The sequence below is a fragment of the Desulfosarcina sp. genome (genome assembly GCF_055467485.1).
In genome coordinates this window covers 80,339-92,413 of the sequence record NZ_JBUOIV010000016.1, presented here as the reverse complement: position 1 = coordinate 92,413, position 12,075 = coordinate 80,339, and the positions used below count along the sequence as shown (strand labels likewise).

At 55.9% G+C, this 12,075-nt stretch carries 11 protein-coding genes; 4 read left to right on the top strand and 7 right to left on the bottom strand.

What is annotated here, in order from left to right; genetic code table 11:
* Positions 1 to 96: 96 nt before the first annotated feature.
* Positions 97 to 1,755, top strand: coding sequence for a CTP synthase (locus ACZCED_RS10155; RefSeq protein WP_464860735.1), 1,659 nt, complete (start codon positions 97 to 99; stop codon positions 1,753 to 1,755).
* Between the two features lie 113 nt (positions 1,756 to 1,868).
* Here the strand turns inward: ACZCED_RS10155 and ACZCED_RS10150 are convergent, their stop codons facing one another.
* The gene (locus tag ACZCED_RS10150; protein WP_462971942.1) at positions 1,869 to 4,358 is read right to left on the bottom strand and encodes a hybrid sensor histidine kinase/response regulator; all 2,490 of its coding nucleotides are present in this window, start codon (positions 4,356 to 4,358) and stop codon (positions 1,869 to 1,871) included.
* Positions 4,359 to 4,501: 143 nt separating this feature from the next.
* A complete protein-coding gene (locus ACZCED_RS10145; protein WP_462971943.1) occupies positions 4,502 to 5,263 on the bottom strand; it encodes a TSUP family transporter in 762 nt (253 codons plus the stop codon).
* A gap of 235 nt (positions 5,264 to 5,498) precedes the next feature.
* Here ACZCED_RS10145 and ACZCED_RS10140 point away from each other — a divergent pair, with 235 nt between their 5' ends.
* From ACZCED_RS10140 to ACZCED_RS10130, 3 genes are all read left to right on the top strand, one after another.
* Positions 5,499 to 6,341 (top strand): enoyl-CoA hydratase/isomerase family protein, encoded by an 843-nt coding sequence (locus ACZCED_RS10140; protein WP_462971944.1) that lies wholly within the window; start codon positions 5,499 to 5,501, stop codon positions 6,339 to 6,341.
* A 334-nt stretch (positions 6,342 to 6,675) separates the two neighbouring features.
* Positions 6,676 to 6,966: a hypothetical protein gene (locus ACZCED_RS10135; RefSeq protein ID WP_462971945.1), complete on the top strand. Its 291-nt coding sequence runs from the start codon at positions 6,676 to 6,678 to the stop codon at positions 6,964 to 6,966.
* Between the two features lie 206 nt (positions 6,967 to 7,172).
* Positions 7,173 to 7,379 carry a hypothetical protein gene (locus ACZCED_RS10130; protein ID WP_464860734.1) on the top strand — a complete coding sequence of 69 codons (207 nt, stop codon included), beginning with the start codon at positions 7,173 to 7,175 and terminating at the stop codon, positions 7,377 to 7,379.
* Between the two features lie 507 nt (positions 7,380 to 7,886).
* Here ACZCED_RS10130 and ACZCED_RS10125 read toward each other — a convergent pair.
* The 5 genes from ACZCED_RS10125 to ACZCED_RS10105 all read right to left on the bottom strand — a co-directional run bounded on the left by ACZCED_RS10125 (position 7,887) and on the right by ACZCED_RS10105 (position 11,898).
* Positions 7,887 to 8,384 (bottom strand): hypothetical protein, encoded by a 498-nt coding sequence (locus ACZCED_RS10125; protein ID WP_464860733.1) that lies wholly within the window; start codon positions 8,382 to 8,384, stop codon positions 7,887 to 7,889.
* A gap of 461 nt (positions 8,385 to 8,845) precedes the next feature.
* Positions 8,846 to 9,931 (bottom strand): endonuclease/exonuclease/phosphatase family protein, encoded by a 1,086-nt coding sequence (locus ACZCED_RS10120; RefSeq protein ID WP_464860732.1) that lies wholly within the window; start codon positions 9,929 to 9,931, stop codon positions 8,846 to 8,848.
* Between the two features lie 72 nt (positions 9,932 to 10,003).
* On the bottom strand, positions 10,004 to 10,369 hold the full coding sequence (locus ACZCED_RS10115; protein ID WP_464860731.1) for a hypothetical protein: 366 nt from the start codon (positions 10,367 to 10,369) through the stop codon (positions 10,004 to 10,006).
* 893 nt (positions 10,370 to 11,262) lie between these two features.
* A complete protein-coding gene (locus ACZCED_RS10110; RefSeq protein WP_464860730.1) occupies positions 11,263 to 11,448 on the bottom strand; it encodes a hypothetical protein in 186 nt (61 codons plus the stop codon).
* Positions 11,449 to 11,571: 123 nt separating this feature from the next.
* On the bottom strand, positions 11,572 to 11,898 hold the full coding sequence (locus tag ACZCED_RS10105; RefSeq protein ID WP_464860729.1) for a zinc ribbon domain-containing protein: 327 nt from the start codon (positions 11,896 to 11,898) through the stop codon (positions 11,572 to 11,574).
* Positions 11,899 to 12,075: the final 177 nt, after the last annotated feature.

Below are 12,075 nucleotides of genomic sequence, written 5' to 3'. Positions count from 1 at the left end.
CTTGCCCCGAGGCAAACAGCGTGGAAAATTCATTATCGCGCTCCGCAGATATCGGACGCTTTACCAAACCGTCAAGAATAACGGCTGAGGTTTTTTATGAGTTATGACACCAAGTACATTTTCGTTACCGGAGGGGTCCTCTCCTCCCTGGGTAAAGGCCTGGCATCGGCATCCATCGGCGCCCTGCTGGAAAGCCGCGGACTGAAGGTGACACTTCAAAAACTCGATCCTTATATTAACGTGGATCCGGGTACGATGAATCCATTTCAGCACGGTGAAGTCTTTGTAACCGATGACGGCACCGAAACCGATCTGGACCTGGGGCATTACGAGCGATTCACCAATGCCAAGCTGGGCAGGGACAACAATTTCACCACCGGAAAAATCTACCACAGCGTCATCACCAAGGAGCGCCAGGGAGAATACCTGGGCGGCACGGTGCAGGTCATCCCCCATATTACCGACGAGATCAAGGATAGCATCCGCAAGGCATCCAATGACGTAGATGTGGTCATCGTGGAAATCGGCGGCACCATCGGCGACATCGAAAGCCTCCCCTTCCTGGAAGCCATCCGCCAGTTTCACAACGATGCGGGCAAGGACAACGTCATCTACATCCACCTGACCCTGGTGCCCTACATCGGCACCGCCGGCGAAGTGAAAACCAAGCCCACCCAGCACAGCGTCAAGGAACTGCGCAGCATCGGCATCCAGCCGGACATCCTCTTGTGCCGCACCGACCGCATGCTCAGCCCCGACATCAAGGCCAAAATCGCCATGTTCTGCAATGTAGGTGCCGATGCGGTGATCACAGCCAAGGACGTCAACTGCATCTATGAAGTCCCCCTGCTCTTTCACCAGGAGGGGCTGGACACCAAAATCGTCGAACTGCTCAACATCTGGACCCGCGCCCCCCGTCTGGAGAACTGGGAGACCCTGTGCCGCCAGATGAACGATCCCGAATACGAGGTCACCATCGCCATCGTCGGCAAATATGTGGATCTCACCGAATCCTACAAGAGTCTCAACGAAGCCCTGATCCACGGCGGGATTCCCAGCCGGGCCCGGGTCAACCTGAAATTCGTGGACTCGGAGACCATCGACGCCAACACCTGCAACCTGAGCCTGGAAGGGGTGGACGGCGTGCTGGTGCCGGGTGGATTCGGTTCACGCGGCGTGGAAGGCAAGATCTGCGCGGCACGCTATGCCCGGGAAAACCAGATTCCCTATTTCGGCATCTGCCTGGGTATGCAGATCGCCGTCATCGAATTCGCCAGAAACCTGGCCGGACTGGAACGGGCCAACAGCACCGAATTCGACCTGAGCACCCCCCATCCAGTGATCTATCTCATGGAAGAGTGGTTCGACGACAAATCCGGTACCATCCAGAAGCGCGACATCCATTCGGACAAGGGGGGAACCATGCGCTTAGGCGCGTATCCCTGCAAGCTGGAAAAGGACACCGTCGCCTACCGGGCGTACGGCAAGGAAAGCATTGCCGAGCGGCACCGCCACCGCTATGAATTCAACAACGCCTATATGGAGCAGTTGAAAGAAGCCGGCCTCAAGATCTCCGGCATCGCTCCGTCGGGCGAACTGGTGGAAATCGTGGAGATCGACGATCATCCGTGGTTCCTGGGATGCCAGTTTCATCCGGAATTCAAATCCCGCCCCATGACCCCCCACCCCCTGTTCCGCAGCTTCATTGCCGCAGCCCTGAAGTATTCGGGAAACCGGGAGATTGAGAAGAAGTAGGCATCGTTCCATTTGGTGGAACAACACACGATGACTGGCGCGAATGGACACCCGCTCGCGCTTTTTTATTGCATGACGGTTGATGCCCTCGCGAAGCCGCAATTCCGTCACGGTTAGCCGTTCAGGATTTCATCGATCTTTCGCGACAGGTCTTCCAGGTTATAAGGCTTCTGGATAAACCCGTTGCATCCCCGGTCCATCAAAGCAATCGCCTGTCTGTCGATACTGTAACCGCTTGCCAGAAGGACTTTCACACCGGCGTTGATCTGCCTGAGCGCATCGAATGTGTCGCTGCCGCTGCCCCCCGGCATGATCATGTCAAGGACAACCAGATCGATCTCGTCAGCGCGTTTGCGATACAGCGATACGGCTTCATCGCCATTGCGCGCCGACAGGGCCTGGTAGCCCATCTTCCCGATCATCTCCGTTCCGATCTCCAGAACCATCTCTTCGTCATCCACGACCAGTATGGTTCCCTTGCCGAACGTGATCGTCGCGGCGCCTTTAACCGATTGGGGGATCTGCCTTTCCGACACCGGCAGATAAATGGTAAACGTCGTTCCCTGGCCGATTTCCGAGGCCACGTCGATATAGCCGGCATGCGCTTTAATGATGCCATAGGCGGATGCCAGCCCCAGTCCCGTTCCCCTGCCCATCTCCTTGGTGGTGAAAAAGGGATCAAAAATACGGTTTTGGGTTTCGGCATCCATGCCGTGGCCCGTATCCGTGATCTGAAGCAGGACATAGCGCTCCGATTCCATTTTATATGGCTTTTGCCCGATCTCGTTGCGTTTGACGATCGATGTTTGCAGCCGCAGGTCTCCGCCGCCGGGCATGGCATCTGCCGCGTTGATGAAAAGATTGAACAAAACCTGCTCGACCTGGGACCGATCAATTTCAACCGGGCCCGCGTTCGGCGACAAGTCCGTGTGGATGGTGATCTCCTTGCGGGTTCGACTGAATATGTCGACACTGTCTTTGACGATGCTATTCAAATCGACGACCTTGATCTCGAACTTGCCCTGGCGCGCGTACCCGAGCAGTTGGCTGGTGAGCTTTGAACCACTCTGGATCAGCTGCTCGACTTTTTTCAGTTTTTCATAATGGGGGCTGGTGGTCTCCGTATCGAGCATCATGATGGACACATTGCCTAATATCCCCATCATCAGGTTATTGAAATCGTGGGCGAGTCCGCCGGCCAGGGTGCCGATGGCTTCCATGCGCTGGGCCAGTTGGAACTGGTTTTCCATTTTTTTGCGTTCGTTGATATTGATGAGGCTGCCTTCAACGTATAGGATGGTACCGTCTGAATCCCTGACGGTTCGTGAATGATTCTCGACCCAGAGTATGGATTGGTCATAGCAGCGCATCCTGACTTCATGGACATTGTTGATACCGGATCTTTCGATCATCGACTGCCATTTCGAACGGTCTACCGGCCGGGCATACAGTTCTTCCGCTTTTTTGGACAGGAACTGCGCTTTGGACGGGTATCCGAGCATTCTGACCAGCATGGGATTGGCATCGATGATACGGCCGTCAAAGGTCGTGCGATAAAGGCCGACAGGGACGCCGTCGAACAATCCCCGGAAATGGGTTTCACTCTCTTTCAACGACTGCTGGGCCAGCTTCAGTTCCGAAACCCGGTATTCAAGGTCCTTGAAGAGTTTTTGCAATTGATGCCGCATCGACGCGAAGGATCGCGCCAGCACACCTATTTCATCTTTTCGATCGATCAATGAGGAATCGAAGCCTGCGTCCCAATGGCCATCCCCGAAATTTTCGGCGGCCGTGGCCATGGAGACAATGGGCAGCATATAGCCGAGCGCGGACCGCCGGCCGATCAGGTAAACGCTCAGGAAAGTGGCCGACAGGAACAATGCCATGAGAGTCCCGGCAATCAGCAGCTGGTCGACCAGAAAATCATGGAAATTGGCGCTTATGGCGGCTTCTTTCTGCACCATCGCCGCAACGGGCGCCGAAAACTCGTCGATGTAGGTGGTGGCGGCAACCATGAGGGTGATTCCCCGCAAGGGCGCGCCTACCGGTGTCATGGTCATATATTTTTTTCGAACGGAACCATCGGGTTCGATCCAGTCGTAATACCCTGATGTCTCTTTCCCGGACAGGGAGCGTTCGAATATAGCCCACCATGACGGTATTTCAGTGGACAGGAAATCCATCTTTCGATTGGTCAGGTTCGGGTTGGGGTGAATGCGCATAATCCCGGTTCCGGCTTCATACAGGCATACATACCCATGTTGCCCCACCGGCTGCATGGCAATGGCCCTGAACGGGGCGGAGCGCTGGAGGGCGCCCATATCCATCTCCGGCCTTAACGACAGGAAAAGCGCGACCTGCCTGGCGGCATCCCTGGCCTTATCCTGAATGAACTGCTGGCCCAGCGCTTCCAGCTCCTTTTTGGCATCCGAATTCAGTTCACGGGTTGAATCGGCGATAAGCGCAGACAGATGCCGCTGGGCGATAAACCCGCCGGCCACGGCGAATGCAAATAATAGAACCACCGGGAAAAGAGAAATCAGCAGGTATTGCCTGGTAAATTCCTTGACCATCGACGTTGAGGATCGTGTGCTTTTTTGCATGGGACTGGCCCCTCAGCTGATTTGAACACTCGGTTTTTCTTGCCTACATAATACCATATTGGTTAATTTGGAATTTTCTTTATGGGCGTTGCGTTGCCGGTCTTCAACCGTTAACCGGCTGAAACCCGGAACCCGGCGCCCCCTCATATCCGCAGGAACTGCACCATCAGCATGCCGGCCAGCACCGCCAGCAACCGACGTAGCCAACGACGATAGACCTCGGTGGGGATCCGGTCGCGGATGCGCATGCCGAGCAGCATCACCGTCAGTGCCAATATGGCCAATGGGGCCGAAGCCGTCAACACCCCGCTGGTCATCAGGCCCGCCTGGACGAATACCGCCCCCTGCGTCAGCTTGCCGAACAGGAAACAGAAATTGAAAACCTGGATCATCACGGTTTTGGACATATTCATTTCCAGGGCAAAGATGATCAGGGCCGGCAGCATGACATTGACCGTGCCGGCAAGGATGCCGGCAGCCAGCCCGAAAGCGGCAAAAGCGATGAGGGGATGGCGGTGAACCCAGGCAAAGCCGGCGCCGATGCGATCGGCATTGAGATAAACCACCAGCATGGCCGCCATCAGGGGAAGGAACGGTTCCGGCGAGAAGACGATAAGCAAGCGGGTGCCGATGAGGCTGCCGACCATGCCGTAGGCGGCCAGCGGCCAGTATACCGCAATGCTGTGATGCCACCGGCCGCCCTTGAGGATGTTGGCCACGTTGAGGGCCACCGTCGGGAGAACCAGGAGAAGGATGGCCGTCCGCACATCGGTGACCAGGGCCAGCAACGGGGTGGCGATCATGGGAAAACCGATGCCCATGGTGCCGTGGACCATAGCCGCGAATGCGACGATGACGGCATGGGTGACTGCGGGTAGGAGGAAGGCGCTGTCGGGCATGGTCATGCATCTCATACCAGGTCATGCGGCGCAACCAATCATTTCACGCGTTCATCACTATTTGCGCCGCATGGAATAGCGTTCACCGCCGCCGCTTTTGCACCAAATCCGCAATCGGCCGCCGATGCGCCGACGGTTGCATTTTAACGGACCCGCTGGTATGGCCGGGTAGCAAGGCAATGCGGCAGCAGATGGAAACAGGTATAACAGCGACTCAAAACGGCGGAAGGAGAAGGCGGTCATGAGCACGGGATCGGAAGGAATTGCGGTAGAAAAAAGAGGGCCGCTGGCCATGGTGGTGCTGCGGCGTCCTGATCGGCTGAATGCTTTCAACCAGACGATGTTCCAGGAGTTGGAAGACGCCGTCCGCAAGCTGTCCAAGGCCCCCCTGCCACGGGCTGTGATCGTCACCGGGGCCGGCTCCAAGGCGTTTTGCAGCGGATTCGATGTCAACCCGGACAATCCCATGGTGGCCGAGATGGCCCGGGCGATGGAAGGCGGGGAAAAGGAGGCGATTGCCCGACTCATCGATGTTGTACGCGCGGCCGTGGATCGCCTGGTCGCGCTGCCCGTTCCGATCATTGCGGCAATTAACGGGATGGCTTTCGGCGGTGGGGCCGAACTGGCCGTTCGCTGTGATCTGCGCGTGATGGATCCCTCCGCACAGATATGTTTCTCCGAGGTCCGGCTGGGGCTGATGCCGGACTGGGGCGGAGGGGCGACCCTGGCCCACCTGATCGGACCGGCGGCGGCGGCCGATCTGGTCCTGACCGCCCGCCGGGTCGGGGCGGATGAAGCTTTGCACATGGGTCTCGTCAATCGGATCAGCGCGCCGGATCAGGCCGTGGAGGAAGCCGTCGAAATGGCCGAGGCGATCATGGGCAACGGACCGCGGGCCGTGCAAAGCGCGCTGAAGGTGATTCGCGCCGGCCGCAACCTGTCCCTTCAGGCGACCCTCGATTTAGAGCAGCAGGCGGCGGTTGATTTGATCGCTTCCGGGGAATGTCTGCACGGTATCGGGGCATTCCTGTCCGGGCAGAAACCAGACTTTCCGGATCTGCCGCCTGAAGGGTCGACCCTATAGGTCTGGGCCATTCAATCTACAATTTTGCAAACGACGATGTCCGTTCAACCTACAAAAAGGTACAATTTGGGCTTGTTCCTTTTACCCTTCGGCCCATAAATACTCTCTCATTTGCCGCAACTCGAAAACTGCTGGAAATCTGTCACGACCCCACGACGATAGCGGGTATGGCCTGGACCCCTTACTGGCAGAGGTAACGGGGTGCCCATAAAAGATAGCTTGCTCTCCTCGACCGTCCACCCCAACAACGGTTCTCCTGCCTTTCTGGCACAGCCGTTGCGCTAACCATCGAAAACCGGCCCGAAAGAAGTAGCCTGATCAGAAAGGATGCCCCATGACCATTGCAAACGCCTTGGCCTTCATTGAACGGGGACTAAAAGACCGCTCGTTGCGGGAACGGTTGAATGCTGCGACCCGTTCCCGGCAGCGCGATAGCGTTCTGGAAGATGAGAAGCTGTTGTTTTCGGCACACGATTTTGACGAAGCCGTTTACCTTCGGCTGACCCAGTGCCGGGAATCGGAAGCGGCGGATCAAATCAAAGAATTCAAGATGTGGTGGGACCTTCTGTCTCAAACCCTGGAACCTGCTGCATGCGGGAAGTCGTGCAGCGGATGCTGTGAATGATACTACAGAAAGGAAAATGGATCATGAAAAAAGCAATGCTCGAGAAAATTTTTGAACCGCGACAGCGAGCGCATTCCCCGTCGCTTGCGGCGGGGTTGGCGAGCGAACTGAAAATCGGTTTTTTATCCTTTCGGTGACGCGAAGCACTGCCGGTTCAGGCAGAACATTCCCCGCGGCTTGCCGCGGGGAGGGTTCAATATGCGTCCATGCCGGTCCACGGCACGCTGTCGCGTAGACTGAGAAAAGATATCAGCTGCCAGATCAATGAAGAAAAAATCTATAGCGGCGCCACTTTTTTCCTGGGAGAAGAATTCGTACGGATCACCGAAAACGATAAGGGCCCAGCCATTAATACCGATTTTGACTGGGATAGCATCGCTTCCGTCCGAACCATCGCCACGATCCCGGAGTAGCGTCCGGGTGCCGTCCTGACCTCCGGCAACGCCGGAGGCTTGATAGGCTATATTTCTTACGAATAGTGTCGCCCTCAAGCCACAACCCACCATGCACCGTGGGAAAAAAACCGCTTTTTTGCCATTAACGCGTTAAACCTGAAGCCCGGAGACTACCTTCAGATAGCTACCGACGGAAAGCGAAGCGGAAACGAAGAAAGGCCATGTCAACCCTGGCATCGACATCGTCAAGACCATTTCAAAATCTATTTATGAACGATTTTCCGACTATTCCGAGCAAACCTTGCGCGAAAAGTTGGAATCGATGACGCAACAGTATTTTACTCATTGATGGTAAGGGCCTGACACGCATGACAGGGGGGTGGAAAACGTCATGAACACAGTCAAGACCAGGCAGAATGTGGCGAAAAAAAGAAATATGTGAACGGCGACAAGGGCGTTGCATCAGAATCCACGCCGCCCGGCCAAGGCCCCTCGTTAGAAGGCGCCGTGGCCGACGCCATCTCTTCAGGACTGTCTTTTTTTCCGATCGGCAGCGTATTCCGGATAGAGCCGGTTGGTGCAATCAGGACAAATGCCGTGGGTGAATTCGGCGCGGGTGTGCGTTTCAATATACGACTCCACCGGGTGCCAGTGGCCGCCGTCGTCTCTTATTTTTTTGCATGCCGAACAAATCGGGATGCTCCCTTTGAGCTCCTTGATCTGGACCAACGCCTGCTGAAGATCGCGGTTTCGCCCCAACAAAACCGCATTGGCGCTTCTGATCTCGCTCCAGCGCCGCATTGAGAAAACCGCCAATGCGACCACCAGGAACAACGCCACGGCAATCAGTTCATCGAGCTCCCCTTTTTCATGGCGCCGCGAAATCGCTACGATTCGCTCCAAAAGATCGACTTCGGCTGCAACGACAAACACCACCACGCTGAAAAAAAGAATCAGGCCCAGTTCCAGCACCAGCCTGCGTGTCAGCTTGTTTATGGGGAACCGGTGCGGTTCGGCGTGCATGTGTTGTACTCCCGATCGGTTATCGTTTTGCATCTGCCATGAACAGCAAATATAGTGCCTATTGATCAATTCTTTTTAAACGAATCCGCCCATCCATCGGGTTGACTGGGGGCATCCGATCGGCGGCCGCTCTAAACCACCTGTCCAGGCGGCTCGTGAGCGCCTCACAGAAAGCCCCATACGTGGGCCAAACCGGACTGGCCACCTCTGGAATCGGATTGAAGGAACACGTGGGGCCGTTGTGCGGATGCACAGCGAAGCGAGGGCAATCGGTCGAAGGAAATGTCGGTGGAACGCCCGTCAGACCCGTTTCAAGGGGCGGCCATTTGCGTCAGGGCGCAGGCGAACGGCCCAATTTTGTGAGTTTTCATGACAGAATTTGTCAGGATTTGAAACCTCCCCGCGGCAAGCGGCGGAGAATGCGCTTGCTATCGCGGTTCAATTGACGCCTTTTTTGCTTGTCAGCGCTTGCCCGGCCGGGGAACGTCGGTGCTGCTGACGCCTTGCTCTTCCGCCTTGGCCTTCGCCCAGGATCGATCATCCGCATTGGCGTCGAGCCCCTTGTGCGCGGCATCGCGATCGGATTCGAAAACCAATTCCGTCAACAGGGCAAAGTGATCGGAGCCAAAGCCTTGGAGCCGGTGGATGCCGGACAGGCCAAAATGGCTGCTGTGAAACAGATGGTCCAGCGGCCAACGAACGAACCAGTATTTGCAATGAAAGGTGTTGAACATGCCGCGCCCAACCCGTGGATCGAGCAGGCCGCTGATTTTTCTGAACAGGCGGGTGGTCCGAGACCAGGCCACATCGTTCAGATCGCCTGTCACGATAACTGCGGTGTCCGCCCCGGCAATACTTTTGGCCACGATGATCAATTCAGCATCGCGCTCTGCGGACGCCTCGTTTTCCGTCGGGCTGGGCGGTGCCGGATGCAGAAAATGCATACGGATCCGATGGCCTGAGGGCAGATGCGCCAATGTGTGCATGGAGGGTTTATCCGGTTCGACCAGGTACTCAGTATGGCTGTCCGTCAGCACAAGTCTGGAATAAACGTGCATGCCGTACAGATTATCCAGTGGACACTTGATCGTATAGGGATAGTCGGTTTCGAGGGTATCCAGCCGCTCCTGCCACCAGGCATCGGACTCGAGCGTAACCAGGATATCCGGTGCGTGTTGGCGAACCCGTTCGAGCAGGGCTGCCGCGTTGCGGTTCGGCATCAGGACGTTGGCGGTCATGACCCGGATCGTTCGTTGCCTGTCCGCGGCCCTGGCAGGCTTTACCTCCACGGGGAACAGCCGCGTGTACGGCACGATCCACCACATCTGGTAGATCAAAGGCAAAACGGTAAAGACGACCAGCCACCACGACGAGGGTTTCGACAGATCCAGAAACAGCAGTTCCAAAAGAAGCAGAAGCAGGGCGATCACGGAGAGCTGCAGGCGGGGAAAGTCAAGCGACCGCACCCACCAGGCATCGTGGCGCCAAAGGGGCAGCAGTGAAAAGGCGACCAGCACGACAGTGGAAACGAGAAAAACACTAAACATGGGATTGAACCAACCTCGACCGGCACGGCAGCCTACAGGGGAATAGGATCGCTTCGTGCGATATGGCGATGATCAATGGAACGGCGGTTTTTCCGTCCGGTTCAGCCGCCCCTCGCCTCGCGCCTCGAATGCATCATCGACGATTTCATTCAGCCTGGATTCGAGCATGCCTTCACAACACTTCCTTCCGGCAATTTCAACGACTCTGGGTTCATCGTCGCGCAGAAATGCTGCGCCCAGCGAGCACAACAGCGCTTCGGAGGGCCACCCGGGCTCAGCAGGGAGATGGTCCGGGATCTCCAGGATCGCTTCCGCCCTGGCGTCACCTCGGTCATAGCCTTCCATTTCTTCGTGGGCCTTGCATGCCGCTTGCGAAGATGAGGCCACAATGAACCAGTCTTCATCATGATCTTCGGTAGTTACCCAGTACAATTTCATCCGCTCTTTTCCTTGTTGCCGACTGGCGACGCCATGAAGGGATGTCGACCAATGCTGCCAATCCTACCGGCGATCATCGGCACCCGTCAATTCAATAATTGGATTAACGTCTTCTCTGGCCGTCGCATTTTCTCTAACATCCCTCTACTCGTCTATTTTTTGAACCGGACCGTGTCAATCAGCGATCTGATCGATCGAAATCGTTTCGGCTTTTTTTTAAGGCTTTTTTGATTGAACTGGATGGAGCATCGGGGTCAGGGGAAAAGGGCTGTGAATCGTGTCATCCCCTCACCCGGCCTTACGCCCCCAAATGGATGCGAAGGCGAAAAATCCGCCCAATGAACGTCGAATAAGGAATGGTGTCGGTTTTTGTGTTCAACCCATCTTTCACAGGCGGCAGCCAATGAACGCGTGCTATTTATCAAGCGACGGAGCGAAGCGATCACATCATTGAAAGTTGGACATTCGATGATCATTGTTCGATGTTCGAAGAATTGCATCCGATCACCGCTCCCGCGAAGGCCCGAATATCCCGATTGCCGGATTCCCATCTTCGCCGTTGGGCATCCGACGTCCGTCTTCCGGCCTCCGGCTTCAGCATTATATATCACAACGCTGTAACAGTTCAGGTCACAGGTATTGAAAAAATGTTGGACTGGTTTGATTAGTTGGATTGGTTCGTGGAGATACCCGATATCACCTTTGCGATCGTTGCGCCGCTGCGGTAAGTATCCCATTAATCGTGGCTGGAAGCTGCTCCTACGCAAGACACGAGCATTGAGTTACCATTTACTCCAAACGCATGCAGGTCTCATCCCGGGCGCCCCGGCACCCGTTCTACTCCTCGAGCCGGGAACCCGGCGGCCGTCGGGGCGGCCGCCGGGTTGACCTCCTTAGCGGGATGTCGCACGGATGCCGGCGATCTCATCGGGCGGAAGGCCCAGCCAGGCTAAAAAGGCTTCATGCCCCTCCGGATGGCGGGATTCGAAGAGGCGGTGCCATTTCATCATGGTGTCTTCGGTCAGCCCGATCTCCCGGAACATGTCGACCCACTCGTCCTTGCTCACATTGCTTTGCATTGTCTGACTCCTTGTTAGATTATTTTAATAACCGTCACGGCCATGACAATGCCTCCTATAAACGGTGAACCCATGGTCGGGTCAAGACGAATATTTATGGATTCGTTCTGCCCGTCAATTCTTTCAAAGACTTTCAAGTAGCTGGTAATACTCCCTGACTATACGCAGGGACTCGATCGAAAGCTGAAACAAAATCCAGCTGAGAACAAGAATTCCGATGGTTAGCCCGATCTTCCATGCCCGCGTCGCCTGCGGATGCCACCAGATCAGGGGCAACGCCAGCGGCCCCACACAGCAAACAACTAATATAATAAAGGATTTCCGGAAATACCATTCGACCGTTTCCTCCGCAGCGTGCGGGTTTTTGGAGACATCCAGAAACTCCCCGCAGTGTTTGCACTTTATTGCCTCGTCTTGAATGTCTTCGGCACAATAGGGACACTTTTTCATGATTATCTCTCTTGGCGATACGATGGATGGATGCGGAAATAAAATGACAATTGAGTATCGCATTTGTCAGGTCGGATCAACAGGCTGCGTAATTGGGAAGGTGGCTTGATTGCGCAATGACCGATCAGCGGCAGACGCTTTCGGATGGCAAAAAAACGAGGTCCCGTCAGTGGCCCT

What these genes read in the sequence shown, in the direction of transcription:
- ACZCED_RS10155 (WP_464860735.1), top strand. Translation starts at nt 97, where the DNA reads ATGAGTTATGACACCAAGTACATTTTCGTTACCGGAGGGGTCCTCTCC.
- ACZCED_RS10150 (WP_462971942.1), bottom strand. Translation starts at nt 4,358, where the DNA reads ATGCAAAAAAGCACACGATCCTCAACGTCGATGGTCAAGGAATTTACC.
- ACZCED_RS10145 (WP_462971943.1), bottom strand. Translation starts at nt 5,263, where the DNA reads ATGACCATGCCCGACAGCGCCTTCCTCCTACCCGCAGTCACCCATGCC.
- ACZCED_RS10140 (WP_462971944.1), top strand. Translation starts at nt 5,499, where the DNA reads ATGAGCACGGGATCGGAAGGAATTGCGGTAGAAAAAAGAGGGCCGCTG.
- ACZCED_RS10135 (WP_462971945.1), top strand. Translation starts at nt 6,676, where the DNA reads ATGACCATTGCAAACGCCTTGGCCTTCATTGAACGGGGACTAAAAGAC.
- ACZCED_RS10130 (WP_464860734.1), top strand. Translation starts at nt 7,173, where the DNA reads ATGCCGGTCCACGGCACGCTGTCGCGTAGACTGAGAAAAGATATCAGC.
- ACZCED_RS10125 (WP_464860733.1), bottom strand. Translation starts at nt 8,384, where the DNA reads ATGCACGCCGAACCGCACCGGTTCCCCATAAACAAGCTGACACGCAGG.
- ACZCED_RS10120 (WP_464860732.1), bottom strand. Translation starts at nt 9,931, where the DNA reads ATGTTTAGTGTTTTTCTCGTTTCCACTGTCGTGCTGGTCGCCTTTTCA.
- ACZCED_RS10115 (WP_464860731.1), bottom strand. Translation starts at nt 10,369, where the DNA reads ATGAAATTGTACTGGGTAACTACCGAAGATCATGATGAAGACTGGTTC.
- ACZCED_RS10110 (WP_464860730.1), bottom strand. Translation starts at nt 11,448, where the DNA reads ATGCAAAGCAATGTGAGCAAGGACGAGTGGGTCGACATGTTCCGGGAG.
- ACZCED_RS10105 (WP_464860729.1), bottom strand. Translation starts at nt 11,898, where the DNA reads ATGAAAAAGTGTCCCTATTGTGCCGAAGACATTCAAGACGAGGCAATA.